This window comes from Pseudomonas sp. Irchel s3f7, assembly GCF_900187615.1.
Taxonomy (GTDB): Bacteria; Pseudomonadota; Gammaproteobacteria; order Pseudomonadales; family Pseudomonadaceae; genus Aquipseudomonas.
On record NZ_FYDO01000019.1, the window covers coordinates 114,191 to 135,114 of the forward strand.

Genomic DNA, 20,924 nt, shown 5'->3' on the forward strand with positions numbered 1-20,924 from the left:
TAAAAATGAATAGTTTTTGTACCTACATCGATGGTCTGCCATGCATTGTTCCGTTTGTGAACGCGCAGCCAGTAATGTGGCCTCCGTCTATGCAAGACAAGGTAAAGAAATAACATGGGCAGCATGCATCCCGTACAGGTGATCGCGGTGACCGGCGGCAAAGGTGGCGTCGGGAAAACTAACGTGTCAGTGAACTTGTCCCTGGCTTTGGCCGAGCTCGGCCGGCGCGTCATGTTGCTGGACGCCGACCTGGGACTGGCGAACGTCGACGTCTTGCTGGGACTGACACCCAAACGTACCCTGGCCGACGTGATCGAAGGCCGCTGCGAGCTGCGCGACGTCTTGTTGCAGGGCCCCGGTGGCATTCGCATCGTTCCGGCCGCATCCGGCACTCAGAGCATGGTGCATCTGCGTCCGGCGCAACACGCCGGGCTGATCCAGGCGTTCAGTGATATCGGCGACAATCTCGATGTGCTGGTGATCGATACCGCCGCCGGTATTGGCGAGTCGGTCGTCAGTTTTGTGCGCGCCGCTCAGGAAGTGTTGCTGGTGGTCTGCGACGAGCCGACGTCCATCACCGACGCCTACGCCCTGATCAAATTGCTCAACCGCGACTACGGCATGAACCGCTTCCGCGTGCTGGCCAACATGGCCCAGAGCCCGCAGGAAGGTCGCAACCTGTTTGCCAAGTTGACCAAGGTCACCGATCGTTTTCTCGACGTTGCATTGCAATACGTCGGTGCGGTGCCTTACGACGAAAGCGTGCGCAAGGCTGTGCAGAAGCAGCGCGCCGTGTACGAAGCCTTCCCGCGTTCCAAGTGCTCGCTCGCCTTCAAGGCGATCGCGCAGAAGGTCGACACCTGGCCGCTGCCTGCCAACCCGCGCGGGCACCTGGAGTTTTTCGTCGAGCGGCTCGTGCAGCAAACGGCAGGACCCGTGCTATGAGTGCCAGCGGCTACAACCTCTACAAAAAATCGGCACGCGATGCGCAGTACGAGCTGATCGAGCGTTACGCGCCGCTGGTCAAACGCATTGCTTACCACTTGCTGGCGCGTCTGCCGGCCAGTGTTCAGGTTGAAGACTTGATCCAGGCCGGGATGATCGGCCTGCTTGAAGTCTCGACCAAATACGACGCCAGCAAAGGCGCGAGTTTCGAGACGTACGCGGGCATACGAATCCGCGGCGCCATGCTCGATGAAGTGCGCAAGGGCGACTGGGCACCCCGTTCGGTCCACCGCAATACGCGCATGGTCAGCGACGCAATTCGCTCGATTGAAGCTAAAACCGGCCGTGACGCTAAAGATCACGAAGTTGCGGCCGAACTCCAATTGAGTCTCGATGATTACTACGGAATTTTGAACGACACCCTGGGCAGCCGGTTATTCAGTTTCGACGATCTGTTGCAGGACGGCGAACACGAAGGGCTGCACGAGGATGGCGCGAGTGCTCATCTCGAGCCGTCTCGCGATCTGGAAGATGAACGCTTCCAGGCAGCGCTGGCGGACGCGATTGCCAATTTGCCGGAGCGTGAGCGACTGGTGTTGGCGCTGTACTACGACGAAGAGTTGAATCTCAAGGAAATCGGTGAGGTCCTGGGGGTCAGCGAATCGCGGGTCAGCCAGTTACACAGCCAGTGCGCGGCCCGTTTGCGGGGGCGTTTGGGGGAGTGGCGAGCGCGCTGAAGGCAGTGTGGGGGACACTGCGAAAAGGGCTGGTGTGGCGTTGAACTGCACCGGTCTCGATCTGTTGTGCTCCAGACAGTCATTGAGTGCTTTGCCGGATTGATTGAAATGGCGCGTCCAGGTGCTGGGCGCGTTTAAGACTGCTTGGAGGTCGAATTGGACAAGAACATGAAAATCCTCATCGTTGATGACTTCTCAACGATGCGGCGGATCATCAAGAACCTGCTGCGTGACCTTGGGTTCACCAACACCGTCGAGGCCGACGATGGCACTACCGCCATTCCGGTGCTCAACAGCGGAAGCATCGACTTTCTGGTGACGGACTGGAACATGCCTGGCATGACTGGTATCGATCTTCTGCGCCACGTGCGTGCCGATGAAAAGCTCAAGCACCTGCCAGTATTGATGGTGACCGCTGAAGCCAAGCGCGAACAAATCATCGAAGCGGCCCAGGCTGGCGTTAACGGCTATGTGGTCAAGCCCTTCACGGCCCAGGCGTTGAAAGAAAAAATCGAAAAGATTTTCGAACGCATCGGTTGATGAACGCGCCACGGGGGAGCTATGGGGCATAACGAATCTTCATTGGGCGATTTTGAATCGACCCTGAAAAAACACGCCGTCGAACTGGTCGCCAGCCTTGAAAAAGGCAGGTTCGGTGACGCAGTGCAATTGATCCATGAGCTCAATCAGACCCGTGACCGCGGCCTGTATCAGGAAGTGGGAAAACTGACTCGCGAGTTGCATAGCGCGATCGTCAATTTCCAGATTGACCCGCACATGCCGCAAGCCGAAGAAGTGTCCCAGATTACGGATGCTGCGGAGCGTCTGGGCTACGTTGTGAAGCTCACCGAAGCGGCGGCCAACCGCACCATGGACCTGGTCGAAAGTGCTACGCCGCTGGTCAATGGTCTGGGTGACGAAGCCCAGGCCTTGAGCGCGGATTGGGGGCGGTTCATGCGTCGTGAAGTCGGCGCTGAAGAGTTTCGTGATCTGGCGCGGCGGGTCGACGGCTTTCTGTCACGCAGCAGCGTCGATAGCCGGGCAGTGTCGAGCAACCTGAACGACATCCTGCTGGCTCAGGATTACCAGGACCTCACAGGTCAAGTGATCAAGCGTGTGACACAGTTGGTCACCGAAGTCGAAAGTAATTTGCTCAAGCTCGTACTCATGGCCAGTCAGGTGGACCGCTTTGCGGGCATCGAACATGACCGTGAAGCGATGCTTGCAGAAAAAGATCCACAAAAACATCTCTCTCAGGGTGAAGGTCCGCAGATTCATGCCGATAAAAGAGAAGACGTTGTGTCCGGTCAGGACGATGTGGACGATTTGTTATCCAGCCTGGGATTTTAGCGTTTTAGAATTTTAGGTTTTTTGGGTTTTTAGACCTGTAGGAGCACCCCCTTAATGAGCTTCGGCGCCGATGAAGAGATCCTTCAGGATTTCCTGGTTGAGGCCGGCGAGATTCTAGAGCAACTGTCCGAGCAACTGGTCGAGCTGGAAAGCCGTCCGGATGATGCGGATCTGCTCAATGCAATTTTTCGCGGTTTTCACACTGTAAAAGGGGGCGCCGGTTTCCTCCAGCTCAACGAGCTGGTGGAGTGCTGCCACATCGCCGAGAACGTGTTCGACATCCTGCGCAAGGGTGAGCGTCGTGTCGATTCGGAACTGATGGACGTGGTGCTCGAAGCACTGGACGCGGTGAACAGCATGTTCAGCGAAGTCCGCGAGCGCAGCCCGATCACGGCCGCCACACCTGAACTGCTCGCGGCACTGGCCCGTCTGGCCGAACCACAGTCGGCTGACGAGGCTGTACCTGCGCCCGTCGCCGAAGTGGTTGAAGCGCCTGAAAGCGAATCGGGTGACATCACCGACAACGAATTCGAACAACTGCTGGACTCGCTGAACGCCGTCAAGGCCCAGGCCGGGGCACCGGCAGCTGCTCCAGCTCCAGTGCCTGCCGGCAATGCCGCGGCAAGCGATGAAATCACCGATGCCGAGTTCGAGTCCTTGCTCGATCAATTGCATGGTAAAGGCCAGTTTGCCGTCGACGCAGTGGCACCCGCGCCGACTGCACCGCCAGCGCCGAAAGCCGCAGGCGACAGCTCCGATATTACCGACGAAGAATTCGAAGCACTGCTCGACCAGCTGCACGGCAAGGGTAACTTTGCGGTTGATGCGCTGGAATCCGCTATTGCTTCAGTACCGACGCCGGTGGCACCTGCCGCTTTAGCAGCGGGTAGCGATCTGATCAGCGATCACGAGTTCGAGTCGCTGCTCGACGAATTGCACGGCAAAGGCAAGTTCAGCGAAGTCGGTACCGCAACCGCCGCAACCGCCGCAAGTGCTTCTGTCGCTGCACCGGCAGCCAAAGCGGTAGCGCCGAAAGCTGTCGCCAAGGCACCAGAACCGAAGGCCGAAGCACCTGCTGCGGCACCGGCACCTGCCCGCGCCGTCGCCGCGCCACCTGCGGAAAAACCGGCCAGCGAAGCCGAAACCACCGTGCGGGTCGATACCGCGCGTCTCGACGAAATCATGAACATGGTCGGCGAACTGGTGCTGGTGCGTAACCGCCTGGTGCGCCTGGGTGCCAACAGCGCCGACGAAGCCATGTCCAAGGCCGTATCGAACCTCGACGTGGTCACGGCCGACCTGCAAACCGCGGTCATGAAGACCCGGATGCAACCGATCAAGAAAGTCTTCGGACGCTTCCCGCGTCTGGTTCGCGACTTGGCCCGTCAGCTCAAGAAAGAGATCAACCTGGAACTGGTCGGCGAAGAAACCGACCTCGACAAGAACCTCGTCGAGGCCCTGGCCGACCCGCTGGTCCACTTGGTGCGCAACGCAGTCGACCACGGCATCGAGTCGCCGGAAGAACGCGAAGCCTCGGGCAAGGCCCGGGGCGGCAAGGTGATTCTGGCGGCCGAGCAGGAAGGCGATCACATCCTGCTGTCGATCTCCGATGACGGCAAAGGCATGGACCCGAACGTCCTGCGTTCCATCGCGGTAAAACGCGGTGTGATGGACAAGGACGCGGCCGATCGCCTGAGCGATACCGAGTGCTACAACCTGATCTTCGCGCCGGGCTTCTCGACCAAGACCGAGATTTCCGACGTGTCGGGTCGTGGCGTGGGCATGGACGTGGTGAAAACCAAGATCTCCCAGCTCAACGGCTCGATCAACATCTACTCGGCCAAGGGCCAGGGTTCGAAGATCGTCATCAAGGTGCCGCTGACCCTGGCGATCATGCCGACACTGATGGTGATGCTCGGCAACCAGGCCTTTGCGTTCCCGCTGGTCAACGTCAACGAAATCTTCCACCTCGACCTGTCGACCACCAACGTCGTCGACGGCCAGGAAGTGGTGATCGTGCGGGACAAGGCGCTGCCATTGTTCTACCTCAAACGCTGGCTGGTCAGTTCCGCCGCTCACGAAGAGCAGCGCGAAGGCCATGTGGTGATCCTTTCGGTGGGCACTCAGCGGATCGGCTTCGTCGTCGATCAACTGGTTGGCCAGGAAGAAGTGGTCATCAAGCCATTGGGCAAAATGCTTCAGGGAACGCCGGGCATGTCGGGCGCCACGATTACCGGTGACGGTCGCATCGCGCTGATTCTCGATGTTCCGAGCATGCTCAAGCGTTACGCCACACGGCGTATTTGATTCTGGTGGAGCGGGGCGACTGAGCTTCGCTCCATCTAATGGAGTGTTTATGGCAGTCAAAGTCCTGGTGGTGGACGATTCGGGGTTTTTCCGCCGCCGCGTTTCGGAAATTCTTTCAGCGGATTCCAATATCCAGGTCGTCGGCACCGCGACCAACGGCAAAGAGGCGATTGATCAGGCGCTGTCCCTCAAGCCCGACGTGATCACCATGGACTACGAGATGCCGATGATGGACGGCATCACTGCCGTGCGGCACATCATGCAGCGCTGCCCGACGCCGGTCTTGATGTTCTCCTCGCTGACCCACGAAGGCGCCCGGGTGACCCTCGATGCGCTGGACGCCGGTGCCGTGGACTTCCTGCCGAAGAATTTCGAAGACATCTCCCGCAACCCGGAGAAGGTCAAGCAACTGCTGTGCGAGAAGATCCTGAGCATCTCGCGCAGCAATCGTCGTGTCAGCACTTACAGCGCGCCGGCCCCTGTGGCCGCGCCAGCTCCAACCCCGGCGCCTTCGAGCATCGGCAGTTACGGCCACAGTGCGCCTGTGCGTCCAGCACCGGCACCGGCACCGATTCCTGCGCGAGCGCATGCACCCGTGACGTCTTCGCCCGCTCCCAAGCGCAAAGCCTACAAACTGGTGGCCATCGGCACGTCCACCGGTGGGCCGGTTGCCCTGCAGCGGGTGTTGACCCAATTGCCGGCCAACTTCCCAGCACCGATCGTGTTGATCCAGCACATGCCGGCCGCGTTCACCAAAGCGTTCGCCGAGCGCCTGGACAAACTCTGCCGCATCAGCGTCAAGGAAGCCGAGGATGGCGACATCCTGCGACCCGGTGTTGCGCTACTGGCGCCGGGTGGCAAGCAGATGATGATCGATGGCCGTGGCGCGGTGAGAATCCTGCCGGGTGACGAGCGTCTGAATTACAAGCCGTGTGTGGATATCACCTTCGGTTCGGCTGCCAAGACCTTCGGTGACAAAGTTCTGGCGGTGGTGTTGACCGGTATGGGCGCCGACGGCCGCGAAGGTGCGCGCCTGCTCAAGCAGGGTGGCAGTTCGATCTGGGCTCAGGATGAAGCCAGTTGCGTGATCTACGGCATGCCGATGGCCATCGTCAAAGCTGAGCTCGCCGACGCGGTGTACAGCCTCGACGACATTGGCCGGCACATTGTCGAGGCTTGCGTCTGATGGATGTTCTAAGCCTCATTGGCATCATCATGGCGTTCGTCGCCATCATCGGCGGCAACTACCTCGAAGGCGGGCATCTCGGTGCGTTGGCCAACGGTCCGGCGGCCTTGATCGTGCTGGGCGGGACCGTCGGCGCGGCATTGCTGCAAGCGCCGATGAGCGCTTTCAAGCGTGCGATGCAGATTCTGGCGTGGATCCTGTTTCCACCGCGCGTCGACCTCGCCGGTGGTATCGATCGCGTGGTGAACTGGAGTTTGACGGCACGCAAGGAAGGGCTGCTCGGCCTGGAAGGCATCGCTGACGCAGAACCCGACAACTACGCACGCAAAGGCCTGCAACTGCTGGTCGATGGCGCCGAACCGGAAGCGATCCGCAGCATTCTTGAAGTGGACTTCTACACCCAGGAAAGCCGCGATATCGAAGCCGCCAAAGTGTTTGAAAGCATGGGCGGTTATGCGCCGACCATCGGCATCATCGGTGCGGTCATGGGCCTGATTCATGTCATGGGCAACCTCGCGGATCCGTCGCAACTGGGCAGCGGTATCGCCGTGGCTTTCGTCGCGACCATCTACGGCGTGGCCAGCGCTAACCTGGTGCTGTTGCCGATTGCCGCCAAACTCAAATCCATCGCGTTGCGTCAGTCGCGTTATCGCGAAATGCTGCTGGAAGGGATCCTGTCGATCGCCGAAGGTGAAAACCCTCGTTCCATAGAGTTGAAGCTGCAAGGCTTCATGGATTAAGGGAATAAGCTCATGGCCCGTCGTCGACATCAGGAAGAACACGTTAACCACGAGCGCTGGCTGGTGTCTTACGCGGACTTCATCACCTTGCTGTTCGCCTTTTTCGTGGTGATGTACTCCATTTCTTCGGTCAACGAAGGCAAGTACAAAATCATTTCCGAAGCGCTGATCGGCGTCTTCAGCGATAACGACCGCGCACTCAAGCCGATCCCGATCGGTGACGAGCGGCCGAAGACCGTCACGCCGGCCAAGCCATTGGTCAAGGACAGCGAGCAGGTCGACGCCGGTGTCGCCGGGGCCAGCGATCCGCTCAAAAGCATCGCCGATGACATCAGCGCAGCGTTCGGCGATCTGATCAGCTCCAACCAGATGACCGTGCGCGGCAACGAGTTATGGGTCGAGGTCGAACTCAACTCCAGCCTGTTGTTCGGCAGCGGCGACGCCATGCCCAGCGACATCGCGTTCAACATCATCGACAAGGTCGCGGCGATTCTGAAACCGTTCGACAACCCGATTCACGTCGAGGGTTTCACCGACGATCAACCGATCCGCACCGCGCAGTACCCGACCAACTGGGAGCTGTCCTCCGCCCGGTCGGCGAGCATTGTGCGCATGCTGGCGATGCAGGGGGTGAACCCGGGTCGCCTGGCGTCGGTGGGTTACGGTGAGTTCCAGCCGGTGGCCAATAATGCCACCACCGAGGGCCGTGCGCGTAACCGTCGCGTGGTGCTGGTGGTGTCGCGCAACCTGGATGTGCGCCGCAGCCTGACCGGAACCGGAACCGCCCATGCGCAACCGGATGCCGCATTGAAGCGTGCTGGCACACAAACTGCACCGACCCCGGTCAAGTCGCCGGTACGAGAGAGCGCCGTCAATTCTCCGTCACCCGCATTAACACGTTGAGCTATTTCTCGGCCGATCCATTCGGTCGGGAGGAACCATTCGAATGAGAGTCTGGGCAGTCGCCAATCAAAAGGGTGGTGTCGGTAAAACCACTTCCTCCATCGCTTTAGCCGGGTTACTGGCCGAGGCGGGCAAGCGCGTGGTTGTGGTCGACCTCGACCCCCACGGCTCGATGACCAGCTATTTCGGTTACGACCCCGACACCCTGGAGCACAGCAACTACGACTTGTTCCTGCACAAGGGCAGCGTGCCGCAGGGCTTGCCCGGGCAATTGTTGCTGTCGACCAGTGACGAACGCATTTCTCTTTTGCCTTCCAGTACCGCGCTGGCGACCCTTGAGCGTCAGACGCCAGGCCAGAGCGGTCTGGGCCTGGTGATTGCCAAGAGTCTGGCGCAGTTATGGCAGGACTTCGATTACGCGATCATCGACAGCCCGCCGCTGCTCGGTGTGCTGATGGTCAATGCCTTGGCGGCGAGCCAGCAACTGGTGATCCCGGTGCAGACCGAACACCTGGCGGTCAAGGGCCTTGAGCGCATGGTCAACACGCTGGCGATGATCAACCGCTCTCGCAAACAGGCGTTGCCGTTCTCCATCGTCCCGACCTTGTTTGACCGACGCACACAAGCGTCCCTTGGAACGCTGCGTGTCCTGCGCGACAAATTCCCCGAGGAGATCTGGCAGGGCTACATCCCGGTCGACACGCGCCTGCGTGATGCCAGCCGCGCCGGATTGACGCCTTCGCAGTTCGACGGCAAGAGCCGCGGCGTTCTTGCTTACCGTGCATTGCTCAAGCATCTGCTGGCGGCGCAACTCGTCGCGCAGGTGGCCTGAGATGAATTCAATACGTGTAGGAGCTGGCGAAGGCTGCGATCTTTTGATCTTGCTCGGCGGCGCTCTTTATATCGCTAAAAGATCGCAGCCTGCGGCAGCTCCTACAGTGGGGATGTTCCAGTGAACCGGCCGATCAAGATCACATCGCGCCCACAGCTGGCGTTGCAGTCTTATCTGGACAACCTGCTGCAAGACGCGACCGAAGAGTTTTCGCCAGACCTTTCGGCAATTCCCGAAGTCGTCGCAACGGTAAAAGCCATTGAAGAGCAGGGCGTGCTGGATGAATTCCAGGCAGCCGTGCTTGAAGAGCAGGCCCGGGATGCGCAGAAAAACACGGTGGCGGTTGCGCCGGTAGTCAAAACGCTCGTTGCCGTGGTCGACGCGCCTGCACCCGCCATGGTGTCGGTATCGACTATCGCGCCGTTGCTGCAAACCTTGTCCGAGCCCGTCGTCGAAGTGCCTGAAACCGAGGAGCCGCTGCCCACGCAAACGCAGCAAGTCCTGGTGGAACCCGTCGTCGAAGTTCATCTGCCGCCGAGCAACACGCCGCCACCGGTGGAAACCGATGGGCGTCCGTCATGGGCCGCCGAGCCGTTCGAGTGCCTTTTGTTCGACGTCGCCGGGTTGACCCTGGCGGTGCCGCTGGTCTGCCTGGGTTCGATCTATTCTCTGGCCGGCCACGAGCTCACGCCGTTATTTGGCCAGCCGGAATGGTTCCTCGGCATCTTGCCGAGCCAGGCAGGCAACCTGAAGGTGCTGGATACCGCACGGTGGGTCATGCCCGATCGTTATCGCGACGATTTCAAGCAGGGCCTGCAATACGTGATTTCGGTTCAGGGTTACGAATGGGGGCTGGCGGTGCATCAGGTCAGCCGCTCGTTGCGCCTGGATCCGAATGAAATCAAATGGAGAAGTCACCGAGGTCAGCGGCCATGGCTCGCCGGCACGGTGATTGAACACATGTGCGCCTTGCTCGATGTCACCTCACTGGCCGAGCTGATCGCCAGCGGCGGCGCCAGGCACATGACTGGCAGCAAGCCGAACCACAAACCGACATCAGTCAAATAAACAAAACAGGCAGCGTCACGTCTGATGACGTTGCACAGAACACACACCGCCAGGGCGGTTTCTTGAGGGGTCAGGGTATGAATGACAAGGCAACGGCGGCAAAAGGTTCCGAAGATCCGATCCTGCAATGGGTCACCTTCAAGCTGGACAACGAGACCTACGGCATCAACGTGATGCGCGTCCAGGAAGTCCTGCGCTACACCGAAATTGCCCCGGTTCCGGGTGCGCCAAGCTACGTGCTGGGCATCATCAACCTGCGCGGCAACGTGGTCACCGTGATCGACACCCGTCAGCGCTTCGGCCTGATGAATGCTGAAATCAGCGACAACACCCGGATCGTCATCATCGAAGCCGACAAGCAGGTGGTCGGGATCATGGTCGACAGCGTGGCTGAAGTGGTTTACCTGCGTCAGTCGGAAATCGAAACCGCGCCGAACGTCGGTAACGAAGAGTCCGCCAAGTTCATTCAAGGCGTGTGCAACAAGAACAACGAATTGCTCATCCTGGTCGAACTGGACAAGATGATGAGCGAAGAAGAATGGTCGGACCTGGAGAACATCTGATTGATTCTTGAGGTGGCGGTCATTGTCCTGTTCCTGTTTTGGGCAGGCACGCTGGCGATGTTCCTGGCGTACATTCGCGGGCAAAAACTCATCGCCGCGCAACAGGCCCAAGGCGATGCGCTGCGTGATCAGCGCATCAAAGACCTGGCCAAGCGCGTCGACGATTATCAGAACGGCAATGTGCGCATGGGCGAAGACCTGCACGAACTGCGGGCCATCGTGGCGCCATTGCCGGACAAACTGGTTCAACTGGAACAGCGCGACCCAACCAGCCTGTCGTTCGCCCAGGCGGCGCGACTGGTCGGGATGGGCGCAAGCGTCGACGAACTGACCCAGTCCTGCGGCTTGACCCAGGCTGAGGCGGAGTTGATGAGCAAGCTTCACAAGAACTGACAGATCAAAAGATCGCAGCCTCGTTTCACTCGACAGCTCCTACATTGGGACGGCGTAAGCCCTGTAGGAGCTGTCGAGTGAAACGAGGCTGCGATCTCATCTATTCACCTCTAACTCAATAATCATCCCCGCGCGCGGTCACATCCTTCTCGACCATCGCCCCATCCGGATCCTGCCCCGCCGGAAACTTCCCTTTCAAATTCCACGCAAACGCAATGATCTCGGCGATCGTCAGATAGAGCTCCTGCGGAATGCTGTCCCCCAGTTCCATGCGCGCCAATAACCTCACCAACTCGGCGTTTTCGTAGATCGGCACTTCGCAGTCGCGGGCGATGCGCAGGATTTCCTCCGCCAGCTCTTCGTCGCCCTTGGCGGTGAGGGTCGGGGCGTGGGTGCCGTCGTATTTGAGGGCGATGGCCTGGCGTGGGGCGTTGGTATTGTTCATGCGGTTTCGTCGACCCAGCGTTGTTCGAGGCGGGTTTGTGGGCCTTGGGGCGGTGTGCCGAGGTGGCAATCCAGGTCGCCGACGTTCAGGCCCGCGCCCAGCAAGCGTTCGCGCAGGCCCGTCAGATTGCTTTCGATCAGGCTGGCGGTGTACGGGCGCTCGGCCCAGAGCTGGCTGGACAGGCTGCCGTTGATCAGTTGTGCCTGTATTTGCAAGGGGCCCAACGGCTCCATGGCAAAGGCCAGCTCCACGTGCCACAACTGTTGTTTGGGTTCGCGTTCTTCGCGACGTTCTTTTGGCTGTTCTTTCTCGGGGGCGTCTTCGCGCTGGAACTTGACCTGCAACGGCACGATGTCCTGCAGATTGCGCATCGGGATTTCCAGCTGCCAGGTGCTCATCAGCCGTCCGTCGGCGGTGACGCCGGTCTGTTCCAGGCTGGAGAGCTGATGGCTTTGCAGGCGTGAAACAGCGGCGGCTGCCAGGCGCAGCAAGTGTTCGAGATCGCCTTCGCCCTCGGCGCTTTGCAGCAAGCGCTCGGGCAAAGGGAAACTCGTCGGCGATGGCTTGGCGCTGACCTGGCCGAGCATGCCGAGGGCGTTGCGCACGAAACTTGGCATGGCCTGGGCCAGGGTATTGGCGGCGATGATTGCGCCGAGACTAGTGCTCGTCGGCAACCCCGGCGTCAGTTGCCCGATCAGTTTGAGCAGATCGCCTTTCATGTCCGGTACCAGTGCTGGATTCTGGCCGCTCAGCAGTTTCGACTCGAGGAATGCGCCGCTGCTGGCCAAGGCTAACGCGAGCCCTTTGGGTGTGCTGAGTTGCTGCGCATCAGGCAGGCCGGCGAGCAGTTTGTCGACGGCTGCGCGCAGACCGCTGGAGGTCTGCTCGGAGGGCGGCAGGTTTTGCAGGAGCTTGAGCAATCCATCCAGCGAGCCCTGGCGACTTTGCTGGCTGACCAATTGCTGGGTCACGGCCAATTGCTCCTGGCGACTGCTCAGCGGTACGAATTTCAGTGTCTGGTTATCCTGCACCTGGGCGCTGAGCAAGGTGCCGATGCGCAACGGTTGCTCGCTGTCGATGCTCAGGGTGCTACCGCTCAGGGCGGTATTGAGCAGGCTGACCATCGAGCGAAACACCGCGGGCTGACCCGGCACTTGCGGCAGCACTTGAGACGTCAATACTTTGCCTTGCAGCAACGTGCCCGGGGGCAGTTGCGCGGTGTCGATGCGGGTGAGGGTGGCGACGCTGGAGGCGATGGCCTGTTGCACGGTCACCGCCAGGTTGCCCGCCGAAGGCTGGGTGACGAGCATGCTGGTGCCTTGAGCCAGCGGTTGGTTGCTGGTGGTCTGGACCGTGGTCTGACGGCCGCTGTCGAGGGTGACTTTTAACAGCAGTTGAAAGGTCTGGTCCGCCTGCTTGAGCGACAGCACTTCAGCCTTGGCAGTCTGGCCTTCAGTGATTAGACCTTCGATGGGCGTCAGCAGTTTGAGCAACTCGCCACTGATTGCCTGCGCACGCGAAGTCGCCGGGGTGGGCTGCGGCAGCGGGAGGATGTTCATTTCGCCTGTCATACGCGGTCACAACCTGAGGAAAATGCACTCTTTAGAGTAAGGCATGGCATGTATAATGCGGCGCCGTTGTATCCAAAAATGACGGAAACTTTGCAAATGTTTGACGCAGCTCTCTAGATCGAGCCGTCATTGCATTTATGCTGCATCTCTTTAACGGCCGCGCCAGAGCCGACTTGAACCGTATAAGGCCCGTGAACCCTTGACCAGTCCTGTCCTGCAAACCGTTGCCCTTGCCTGCGAGCGAGACCTTCGGCTGCTCTTCGAAAATCTCGATTTGAGACTGGCCAGTGGCGAAATGGTGCAGATCAGCGGCCCCAACGGTAGCGGCAAGACCAGCCTGTTGCGTTTGCTTTCGGGATTGATGCAGCCGACCGCCGGTCAAGTGCTGCTCAACGGTCAGCTACTGAACGAGCAACGCACGGAACTGGCGCGCAATCTGTTGTGGATCGGCCATGCTGCCGGTATCAAAGACCTGCTGACGCCGGAAGAGAACCTGACTTGGCTCTGCGCCTTGCATCATCCGGCGACCCATGAGGCGATCTGGCAGGCGCTGGCGGCCGTTGGCCTGCGTGGTTTCGAGGATGTGCCGTGCCATACCTTGTCCGCCGGTCAGCAGCGCCGCGTCGCACTGGCGCGACTGTATCTGGACAGCCCGCCGCTGTGGATTCTCGACGAACCCTTCACCGCCCTCGACAAGCAAGGCGTGGCGCAACTCGAAGAACACCTGGCCGCCCACTGCGAGCGCGGCGGTATGGTGGTCCTGACCACTCACCATACGCTGAGCCGGATGCCGGCCGGTTATCGCGACATTGACCTGGGGAATTGGGCCGTATGAGTGTGTTCGGCCTGTTGGTCGCCCGTGAGGCTCGCCTGCTGTTCCGCCGTCCTGCGGAACTGGCCAATCCGTTGGTATTTTTCGCCATCGTCGTTTCGCTGTTCCCGTTGGCGGTCGGCCCCGAGTCTCAATTGTTGCAAACCTTGTCTCCGGGTCTGGTCTGGGTCGCGGCCCTTTTATCGGTTTTGCTCTCGCTGGACGGGCTTTTCCGCAGTGATTTCGAAGATGGATCGCTCGAACAGTGGGTCCTTTCGCCGCACCCCCTGGCTCTTCTGGTTTTGGCCAAAGTGCTGGCACACTGGGCGTTTTCCGGCTTGGCACTGGTTCTGCTCGCACCCCTGCTGGCGTTGATGCTCGGTTTGCCTGCCGCTTGTCTGCCGGTGTTGCTGCTTTCGTTGTTGCTCGGTACACCGGTGTTGAGCCTGCTCGGTGCGGTGGGCGCGGCGCTGACGGTCGGATTGAAGCGCGGTGGGCTGTTGCTGGCGTTGTTGATTCTGCCGCTGTACATCCCGGTGTTGATCCTCGGCAGTGGCGCCTTGCAGGCGGCCTTGCAGGGAATGCCGGCGACCGGTTATCTGCTGTGGCTTGGTAGCCTGACCGCCCTGGCGATAACCCTTACACCTTTTGCAATAGCTGCTGGCCTGAAGATCAGCGTCGGCGAATAATGAGGTCTGGTCAAATTTTGATCAGTAAAGACCCTGGCTCTTCACAGTAAAGAGCAACCGTGATGGAAACAGTATGAACTGGACGTGGTTTCACAAACTCGGCTCGCCCAAATGGTTTTACGGCATCAGCGGCAGAATGCTGCCCTGGCTGAGCGTTGCGGCGTTGCTGCTGATCGGTGTTGGCGTGGTCTGGGGCCTCGCCTTTGCGCCGCCGGATTACCAGCAGGGCAACAGCTTTCGCATCATTTACATCCACGTTCCGGCCGCCATGCTGGCGCAGTCCATCTACGTGATGCTGGCGGTGTGCGGTATCGTCGGGCTGGTGTGGAAGATGAAACTGGCCGACGTCGCCCTGCAATGCGCAGCGCCGATTGGCGCCTGGATGACCGCCGTGGCGCTGGTCACCGGGGCGATCTGGGGCAAGCCGACCTGGGGCTCGTGGTGGGTCTGGGATGCGCGACTTACGTCCATGTTGATTCTGCTGTTTTTGTACTTCGGTCTTATTGCACTGGGCAACGCCATCAGCAATCGTGACAGTGCGGCCAAGGCCTGCGCGGTGTTGGCGATTGTCGGTGTGATCAACATTCCGATCATCAAGTACTCGGTGGAGTGGTGGAACACCCTGCACCAGGGCGCGACCTTCACCCTCACCGAAAAACCGGCGATGCCTGCCGAGATGTGGCTGCCATTGCTGCTGACGGCGCTGGGTTTCTATTGTTTCTTCGGTGCGGTCCTGTTGCTGCGCATGCGCCTTGAAGTGCTCAAGCGTGAAGCGCGGGCCAGTTGGGTGAAAGCCGAAGTGGAAAGCAGCCTGGAGGTCGCTCGATGAGTTTTGCTTCATTCGGCGACTTCATCGCCATGGGCCATCATGGCCTGTATGTCTGGTCAGCCTATGGCATCTGCCTGGCGGTATTGGCCCTCAACGTGGCGGCGCCGATCCTGGCCCGCAAGCGGTATCTGCAACAAGAGGCGCGTCGTCTGCGCCGGGAGAACGGCAAGTGAATCCGCTGCGCAAAAAGCGTCTTATCATCATTCTCGCGATCCTGGTCGGTGTCGGCGCTGCCGTCGGCCTGGCCCTGAGCGCCCTGCAGCAGAACATCAATCTGTTTTACACACCGACCCAGATCGCCAACGGCGAAGCCCCGCAAGACACGCGCATCCGTGCGGGCGGCATGGTCGAGGCGGGTTCGTTGCAACGCTCCGGCGACTCGCTGGACGTGAAGTTCGTCGTCACCGACTTCAACAAATCCGTGACCATCACGTATCGCGGCATTCTTCCGGATCTTTTCCGCGAAGGGCAGGGCATTGTCGCCCTGGGCAAGATCAACGCCGATGGCGTGGTAGTGGCCGATGAAGTGCTGGCCAAGCACGATGAAAAGTACATGCCGCCGGAAGTGACCAAAGCCCTGAAAGACAGCGGCCAGTCGGCACCCACTCCCGCGAAAGAGGGCTAACTGATGACAGCTGGAATTTTCATTCCCGAGTTGGGCCACCTGGCCATGATCCTGGCGCTGTGTTTCGCGCTGGTTCAGGCCGTGGTGCCGTTGGTGGGTGCCTGGCGCGGTGACCGCTTGTGGATGAGCCTGGCCCAGCCGGCCGCGTGGGGGCAGTTCGCGTTTTTGCTGTTCGCCTTCGGTTGCCTGACGTACGCCTTCATGGTCGATGACTTCTCCGTCGCCTATGTGGCCAACAACTCCAACAGCGCGCTGCCCTGGTACTACAAGTTCAGCGCCGTGTGGGGTGCCCACGAAGGTTCGTTGCTGCTGTGGGCCATGATCCTCGGTGGCTGGACCTTCGCGGTATCGGTGTTCTCCCGGCAGTTGCCGCAAGTCATGCTGGCCCGTGTGCTGGCGGTGATGGGCATGATCAGCACCGGTTTCCTGCTGTTCCTGATCCTCACCTCGAACCCGTTCAAACGCATCCTGCCGCAAATGCCCACCGACGGCGCCGACCTCAATCCGCTGCTGCAAGACATCGGCCTGATCGTTCATCCGCCGATGCTGTACATGGGTTACGTCGGTTTCTCGGTCGCCTTCGCCTTCGCCATCGCCGCGTTGATGGGCGGTCGTCTGGACGCCGCATGGGCCCGTTGGTCGCGTCCGTGGACCATCGTTGCCTGGGCATTCCTCGGCATCGGCATCACCCTCGGTTCGTGGTGGGCTTATTACGAACTCGGCTGGGGCGGCTGGTGGTTCTGGGACCCGGTGGAAAACGCCTCGTTCATGCCTTGGCTGGTGGGCACCGCGCTGATTCACTCGCTGGCGGTCACGGAAAAACGTGGCGTGTTCAAGAGCTGGACTGTGTTGCTGGCCATCGCCGCGTTCTCGCTGAGCTTGCTGGGCACCTTCCTCGTGCGCTCCGGCGTGCTGACGTCGGTGCATGCGTTTGCCTCCGATCCGGAGCGCGGCGTGTTCATCCTGATTTTCCTGCTGTTCGTCGTCGGCGGATCGCTGACGCTGTTCGCCTTGCGCGCACCGGTGGTCAAGAGCCAGGTCGGTTTCAACCTGTGGTCCCGGGAAACCCTGCTGCTGGGCAACAACCTGGTGTTGGTTGTCGCGGCGTCGATGATCCTGCTCGGCACGTTGTACCCGCTGATTCTCGATGCCATGACCGGCGCCAAGCTTTCCGTCGGCCCGCCGTACTTCAACGCGCTGTTCATTCCGTTGATGGCGTTGCTGATGATGGTGATGGCGGTCGGCGTGATCGTGCGTTGGAAAGACACTCCGGTGAAATGGCTGGTGAGCATGCTCACGCCCGTCCTGCTCGGCAGCGCTACGCTGGCGGTCGTCGCAGGCGTCGCCTACGGCGATTTCAACTGGGCGGTCCTCGCGACCTTCATGCTTGCAGCCTGGGTGTTGCTGGCGGGTGCGCGTGATATTTTCGACAAGACTCGCCACAAAGGCCTGATCAAAGGTTTGCCGACCCTGACCCGCAGCTACTGGGGCATGCAGGTCGCGCATTTGGGCATTGCCGTATGTGCGCTGGGTGTCGTGCTGTCCAGCCAGAACAGTGCCGAGCGCGACCTGCGCTTGGCGCCGGGCGAATCCATGGACCTGGGCGGTTATCAGTTCGTGTTCGAAGGCGCCAAGCATTACGAAGGCCCGAACTTCACCTCGGACAAGGGCACCGTTCGCGTCATCCGCGATGGCAAGGAAATCAGCGTGCTGCACCCGGAAAAACGCCTCTACACCGTGCAAAATTCGGTGATGACCGAAGCCGGGATCGACGCAGGTTTCACCCGTGACCTCTATGTCGCCCTTGGCGAACCGTTGGGCGATGGCGCGTGGGCCGTGCGCGTGCACGTCAAACCGTTCGTGCGCTGGATCTGGTTCGGCGGTCTGCTGACAGGTCTGGGTGGATTGCTGGCGGCGCTCGATCGTCGTTATCGGGTCAAGGTGAAAAGCCGTGTGCGTGAAGCGCTGGGCCTGTCGGGAGCGACTGCATGAAACGTTGGTTGATGGTGTTGCCACTGGCGATTTTTCTGGTGGTGGCGGTGTTCCTTTATCGCGGTCTGTACCTGGACCCGGCCGAACTGCCTTCGGCGATGATCGGCAAGCCGTTCCCGGAATTTTCCTTGCCCGCGGTGCAGGGCGACAAGACCCTGACCAAGGCCGACATCCTCGGTAAACCGGCGTTGGTCAACGTGTGGGGCACCTGGTGCATTTCCTGCCGGGTCGAGCACCCGGTGCTGAACAAACTGGCCGGGCAGGGCGTGGTGATCTATGGCATCAACTACAAGGACGTCAATGCTGACGCCTTGAAGTGGCTGGCGGATTTCCACAACCCGTACCAACTGGACATCCGCGATGACGATGGCTCGCTGGGCCTGAACCTCGGCGTGTATGGCGCACCGGAGACCTTCTTCATCGACGCCAAGGGCATCATCCGCGACAAGTTCGTCGGGGTGATCGACGAGCAGGTCTGGCGCGAAAAACTGGCGGCGAAGTATCAGGCGCTGGTCGACGAGGCCAAGCCATGAAGCGCTGGATTGCTGCCGCTGTCCTGGGTTTGAGCATGGCCGGCGTGGCCCACGCGGCCATCGACACCTACGAGTTCGCCAAGGAAGGTGATCGCGAGCGTTTTCGCGAGCTGACCAAGGAACTGCGTTGCCCCAAGTGTCAGAACCAGGACATTGCCGATTCCAACGCACCGATTGCCGCTGACTTGCGCAAAGAGATTTTCCGCATGCTCGGCGAGGGCAAGGACAACCAGCAGATCATCGACTTCATGGTCGATCGCTACGGTGATTTTGTCCGTTACAAACCCGCCCTGAATGCCAAGACCGCGTTGCTCTGGTTCGGCCCCGCCGGCCTGTTGCTGGGCGGCGTCGTGATTATCGCGGTGATCGTCCGCCGTCGTCGCGTGCAGCGCGCCGACATCAAGGATGAGCTGTCTCCTGAGGAACGTTCGCGCCTCGACAACCTGTTGGATAAAAACCAAGAATGATTGATTTCTGGCTCGCTGCAGGTCTGCTGCTTCTGGTTGCCCTGAGTTTTCTGTTGATTCCGGTCCTGCGCAGTCGTCGTGCCCAGCGCGAAGAGGATCGTACCGCCCTGAACGTAGCGCTTTATCAGGAACGCGTGGCTGAGCTGCAGGCTCAGCAGGAAGAAGGCGTTCTTGATGTTGCGCAAATGGACGCCGGTCGCGCCGAAGCCGCCCGCGAGTTGCTGGCGGACACCGAGGGTGTCGAAGCGCCGCGGGTGTCGCGTTTGGGCAAACCCTTGCCGTTGCTGGCGGCGATTCTGGTGCCGGTGTTGGGCCTGGGGTTGTACCTGCATTTTGGTGCCAGCGACAAAGTCGAGCTGACTCGCGAATTCGCCCATGCTCCGCAGTCGATGGAAGAGATGACCAAGCGCCTGGAGCGTACAGTCGCGGCTCAACCGGATTCTGCCGAAGGTGTGTATTTCCTCGGTCGTACTTACATGGCTCAGGATCGCCCTGCGGAGGCGGCGAAGATGTTCGAGCGCACCGTGAGCCTGGCGGGTCGCGAGCCGGAGTTGCTTGGCCAATGGGCTCAGGCCCTGTACTTTGCCGACGGCAAGAAATGGTCTGACAAGATCCAGGCCCTGACCGATGAAGCGCTCAAGGCGGATCCGAAAGAGGTCACCAGCCTTGGCCTGCTCGGCATTGCCGCTTTTGAAAGTGAGCGTTATCAGGACGCCATCGATTACTGGAATCGCCTGCTGGCCCAATTGCCGGCAGAGGATAATTCCCGGGAGGCCCTGCAAGGCGGGATTACCCGCGCCACCGAGAAACTGCAGGACAGTGGCGGCAAGGTCGCGCAAGCACCGGCAGCCAAGGCCGCGGCAGTGCTCAAGGTCAGCGTCGATCTGGCAGCGGAGCTCAAAGCCAAGGTCCAGCCCGGCGACAGCGTCTTCATCTTCGCCCGTGCTGTTTCCGGTCCTCCGGCACCGCTGGCGGTCAAGCGTATGACCGTGGCCGATTTGCCGGTGACGGTCGAGTTGGGTGACGCCGATGCGATGATGCCGCAATTGAAACTGTCGAACTTCCCTGAAGTCCAACTGGTTGCGCGCATTTCCCGTGCTGGCAAACCGACCGCCGGCGAGTGGATCGGTCGCAGCCAGCCCCTGGCCAGCAGCACCACTGCGCCGCAAACACTGACCATCGACAGCCCGGACAAATAACAGGAAGCGCCACCATGACCGCCATTGCTCGTATTGCCCTGCTCAGCGCTGTTTTGGGGTTAAGCGCTTGTGCGGTCCAGCGGCCGCCGGAACAGCCGACCCCTGCACCGATGCCGCCGTCGCAGCCAAGACCTACACCATCGACGTCGCCCACCCCGAGCAAACCGAGCGTCCCGGTCAAACCGGCCAAGCCGATGCCGCGTACCTCGGCCAGCTTCGCGCCGCCGCCGGGCGGGAACAGTCATTGGGATCAGAAGCTGGGGGTTTATGTGCTTGATGACCAGCCCAATACCTTTTATCGCCAGCGGACTTACTACCGTTGGGATAATGGCTGGAGCCGTTCGATCAGTCCGAAAGGGCCTTGGGAGGAGACGGATATCCACGGGGTGCCGGGCGGGTTGGGGCGGCAGTTCGAGCAGTAACGCAGACAGGCGACCTTCGGGTCGCCTTTTTTGTGGGCGTTGAAAGTGTTTTTCGGGCCGCGTGTGAACTCTTTGGGAATGGGCTTGTTCGCGAAGGCGGCCTGACTTTGGTTGACCGGGTACATATCCATTCCTGCGGTAACGACGGCTTATGGTTTCGCCCTTACGGCGACTCACTTTTTTACAAGCGCGGTACGTGTCAAGGTACCTGTCACCTTGTCTTACAGTTGCTAGCCCGTTGCGCTCTTAATTTCAGGGCGCTCTGGGTTTAAATACACAGCATCTGCCAACTTCCAGTTGCGTGTTCGAGTGCTCCA

24 protein-coding genes are annotated in these 20,924 nt (G+C 60.4%); 22 read left to right on the top strand and 2 right to left on the bottom strand.

Features of this window, described 5'->3' with window-relative positions; translation table 11 throughout:
* The first annotated feature begins 114 nt into the window (after nt 1–114).
* From fleN to CKW19_RS17905, 12 genes are all read left to right on the top strand, one after another.
* Nucleotides 115–945: a flagellar synthesis regulator FleN gene (gene fleN, locus CKW19_RS17850; protein ID WP_095059034.1), complete on the top strand. Its 831-nt coding sequence runs from the start codon at nt 115–117 to the stop codon at nt 943–945.
* Nucleotides 942–1,682, top strand: a complete 741-nt coding sequence (fliA, locus tag CKW19_RS17855) for an RNA polymerase sigma factor FliA (protein WP_095059035.1) — start codon at nt 942–944, stop codon at nt 1,680–1,682. The genes fleN and fliA overlap by 4 nt, the downstream gene beginning before the upstream one ends.
* A gap of 168 nt (nt 1,683–1,850) precedes the next feature.
* Nucleotides 1,851–2,222 carry a chemotaxis response regulator CheY gene (locus CKW19_RS17860; RefSeq protein WP_003183998.1) on the top strand — a complete coding sequence of 124 codons (372 nt, stop codon included), beginning with the start codon at nt 1,851–1,853 and terminating at the stop codon, nt 2,220–2,222.
* 21 nt (nt 2,223–2,243) lie between these two features.
* Nucleotides 2,244–3,032: a protein phosphatase CheZ gene (locus tag CKW19_RS17865; protein WP_095059036.1), complete on the top strand. Its 789-nt coding sequence runs from the start codon at nt 2,244–2,246 to the stop codon at nt 3,030–3,032.
* Nucleotides 3,033–3,086: 54 nt separating this feature from the next.
* Nucleotides 3,087–5,339, top strand: a complete 2,253-nt coding sequence (locus CKW19_RS17870; RefSeq protein WP_095059037.1) for a chemotaxis protein CheA — start codon at nt 3,087–3,089, stop codon at nt 5,337–5,339.
* A gap of 49 nt (nt 5,340–5,388) precedes the next feature.
* Nucleotides 5,389–6,525 carry a chemotaxis response regulator protein-glutamate methylesterase gene (locus CKW19_RS17875; RefSeq protein WP_095059038.1) on the top strand — a complete coding sequence of 379 codons (1,137 nt, stop codon included), beginning with the start codon at nt 5,389–5,391 and terminating at the stop codon, nt 6,523–6,525.
* A complete protein-coding gene (locus tag CKW19_RS17880; RefSeq protein WP_095059039.1) occupies nt 6,525–7,265 on the top strand; it encodes a flagellar motor protein in 741 nt (246 codons plus the stop codon). The genes CKW19_RS17875 and CKW19_RS17880 overlap by 1 nt, the downstream gene beginning before the upstream one ends.
* Before the next feature lie 12 nt (nt 7,266–7,277).
* Complete coding sequence (gene motD, locus CKW19_RS17885; protein WP_095059040.1) at nt 7,278–8,168, top strand: flagellar motor protein MotD; 891 nt, start codon at nt 7,278–7,280, stop codon at nt 8,166–8,168.
* A gap of 43 nt (nt 8,169–8,211) precedes the next feature.
* Nucleotides 8,212–9,000 carry a ParA family protein gene (locus CKW19_RS17890; protein WP_095059041.1) on the top strand — a complete coding sequence of 263 codons (789 nt, stop codon included), beginning with the start codon at nt 8,212–8,214 and terminating at the stop codon, nt 8,998–9,000.
* A gap of 120 nt (nt 9,001–9,120) precedes the next feature.
* Nucleotides 9,121–10,068 (top strand): CheW domain-containing protein, encoded by a 948-nt coding sequence (locus tag CKW19_RS17895; RefSeq protein ID WP_095059042.1) that lies wholly within the window; start codon nt 9,121–9,123, stop codon nt 10,066–10,068.
* Between the two features lie 77 nt (nt 10,069–10,145).
* Complete coding sequence (locus CKW19_RS17900) at nt 10,146–10,631, top strand: chemotaxis protein CheW (RefSeq protein WP_007946765.1); 486 nt, start codon at nt 10,146–10,148, stop codon at nt 10,629–10,631.
* Nucleotides 10,632–11,024: a DUF2802 domain-containing protein gene (locus tag CKW19_RS17905; protein ID WP_095059043.1), complete on the top strand. Its 393-nt coding sequence runs from the start codon at nt 10,632–10,634 to the stop codon at nt 11,022–11,024. It abuts the gene before it with no gap.
* A 115-nt stretch (nt 11,025–11,139) separates the two neighbouring features.
* Here CKW19_RS17905 and CKW19_RS17910 read toward each other — a convergent pair whose 3' ends face one another.
* Together CKW19_RS17910 and CKW19_RS17915 are read right to left on the bottom strand one after the other, a co-directional pair.
* Nucleotides 11,140–11,469: an EscU/YscU/HrcU family type III secretion system export apparatus switch protein gene (locus CKW19_RS17910; protein WP_095059044.1), complete on the bottom strand. Its 330-nt coding sequence runs from the start codon at nt 11,467–11,469 to the stop codon at nt 11,140–11,142.
* A complete protein-coding gene (locus tag CKW19_RS17915) occupies nt 11,466–13,040 on the bottom strand; it encodes a flagellar hook-length control protein FliK (protein WP_095059045.1) in 1,575 nt (524 codons plus the stop codon). The genes CKW19_RS17910 and CKW19_RS17915 overlap by 4 nt, the downstream gene beginning before the upstream one ends.
* Nucleotides 13,041–13,239: 199 nt before the next feature.
* Here CKW19_RS17915 and ccmA point away from each other — a divergent pair, with 199 nt between their 5' ends.
* The 10 genes from ccmA (at nt 13,240) to CKW19_RS17965 (ending at nt 20,607) form a co-directional block, all read left to right on the top strand.
* Nucleotides 13,240–13,875, top strand: a complete 636-nt coding sequence (gene ccmA, locus CKW19_RS17920) for a cytochrome c biogenesis heme-transporting ATPase CcmA (protein WP_095059046.1) — start codon at nt 13,240–13,242, stop codon at nt 13,873–13,875.
* Complete coding sequence (gene ccmB / locus CKW19_RS17925; protein WP_007980754.1) at nt 13,872–14,540, top strand: heme exporter protein CcmB; 669 nt, start codon at nt 13,872–13,874, stop codon at nt 14,538–14,540. The genes ccmA and ccmB overlap by 4 nt, the downstream gene beginning before the upstream one ends.
* 73 nt (nt 14,541–14,613) lie before the next feature.
* A complete protein-coding gene (locus CKW19_RS17930) occupies nt 14,614–15,369 on the top strand; it encodes a heme ABC transporter permease (RefSeq protein ID WP_095059047.1) in 756 nt (251 codons plus the stop codon).
* Nucleotides 15,366–15,542: a heme exporter protein CcmD gene (ccmD, locus tag CKW19_RS17935; RefSeq protein WP_007980758.1), complete on the top strand. Its 177-nt coding sequence runs from the start codon at nt 15,366–15,368 to the stop codon at nt 15,540–15,542. Before CKW19_RS17930 ends, ccmD begins: the two co-directional genes overlap by 4 nt.
* A complete protein-coding gene (gene ccmE, locus CKW19_RS17940) occupies nt 15,539–15,994 on the top strand; it encodes a cytochrome c maturation protein CcmE (RefSeq protein ID WP_060541439.1) in 456 nt (151 codons plus the stop codon). The genes ccmD and ccmE overlap by 4 nt, the downstream gene beginning before the upstream one ends.
* Nucleotides 15,995–15,997: 3 nt before the next feature.
* Nucleotides 15,998–17,986 (top strand): heme lyase CcmF/NrfE family subunit, encoded by a 1,989-nt coding sequence (locus CKW19_RS17945; RefSeq protein WP_095059048.1) that lies wholly within the window; start codon nt 15,998–16,000, stop codon nt 17,984–17,986.
* Complete coding sequence (locus CKW19_RS17950) at nt 17,983–18,519, top strand: DsbE family thiol:disulfide interchange protein (RefSeq protein WP_095059049.1); 537 nt, start codon at nt 17,983–17,985, stop codon at nt 18,517–18,519. The genes CKW19_RS17945 and CKW19_RS17950 overlap by 4 nt, the downstream gene beginning before the upstream one ends.
* Nucleotides 18,516–18,986, top strand: a complete 471-nt coding sequence (locus CKW19_RS17955) for a cytochrome c-type biogenesis protein (RefSeq protein ID WP_095059050.1) — start codon at nt 18,516–18,518, stop codon at nt 18,984–18,986. Before CKW19_RS17950 ends, CKW19_RS17955 begins: the two co-directional genes overlap by 4 nt.
* Nucleotides 18,983–20,185, top strand: a complete 1,203-nt coding sequence (gene ccmI, locus CKW19_RS17960; protein WP_095059051.1) for a c-type cytochrome biogenesis protein CcmI — start codon at nt 18,983–18,985, stop codon at nt 20,183–20,185. Before CKW19_RS17955 ends, ccmI begins: the two co-directional genes overlap by 4 nt.
* Nucleotides 20,186–20,199: 14 nt before the next feature.
* The gene (locus CKW19_RS17965; RefSeq protein ID WP_095059052.1) at nt 20,200–20,607 is read left to right on the top strand and encodes a hypothetical protein; all 408 of its coding nucleotides are present in this window, start codon (nt 20,200–20,202) and stop codon (nt 20,605–20,607) included.
* The last annotated feature ends 317 nt before the right edge of the window (nt 20,608–20,924 follow it).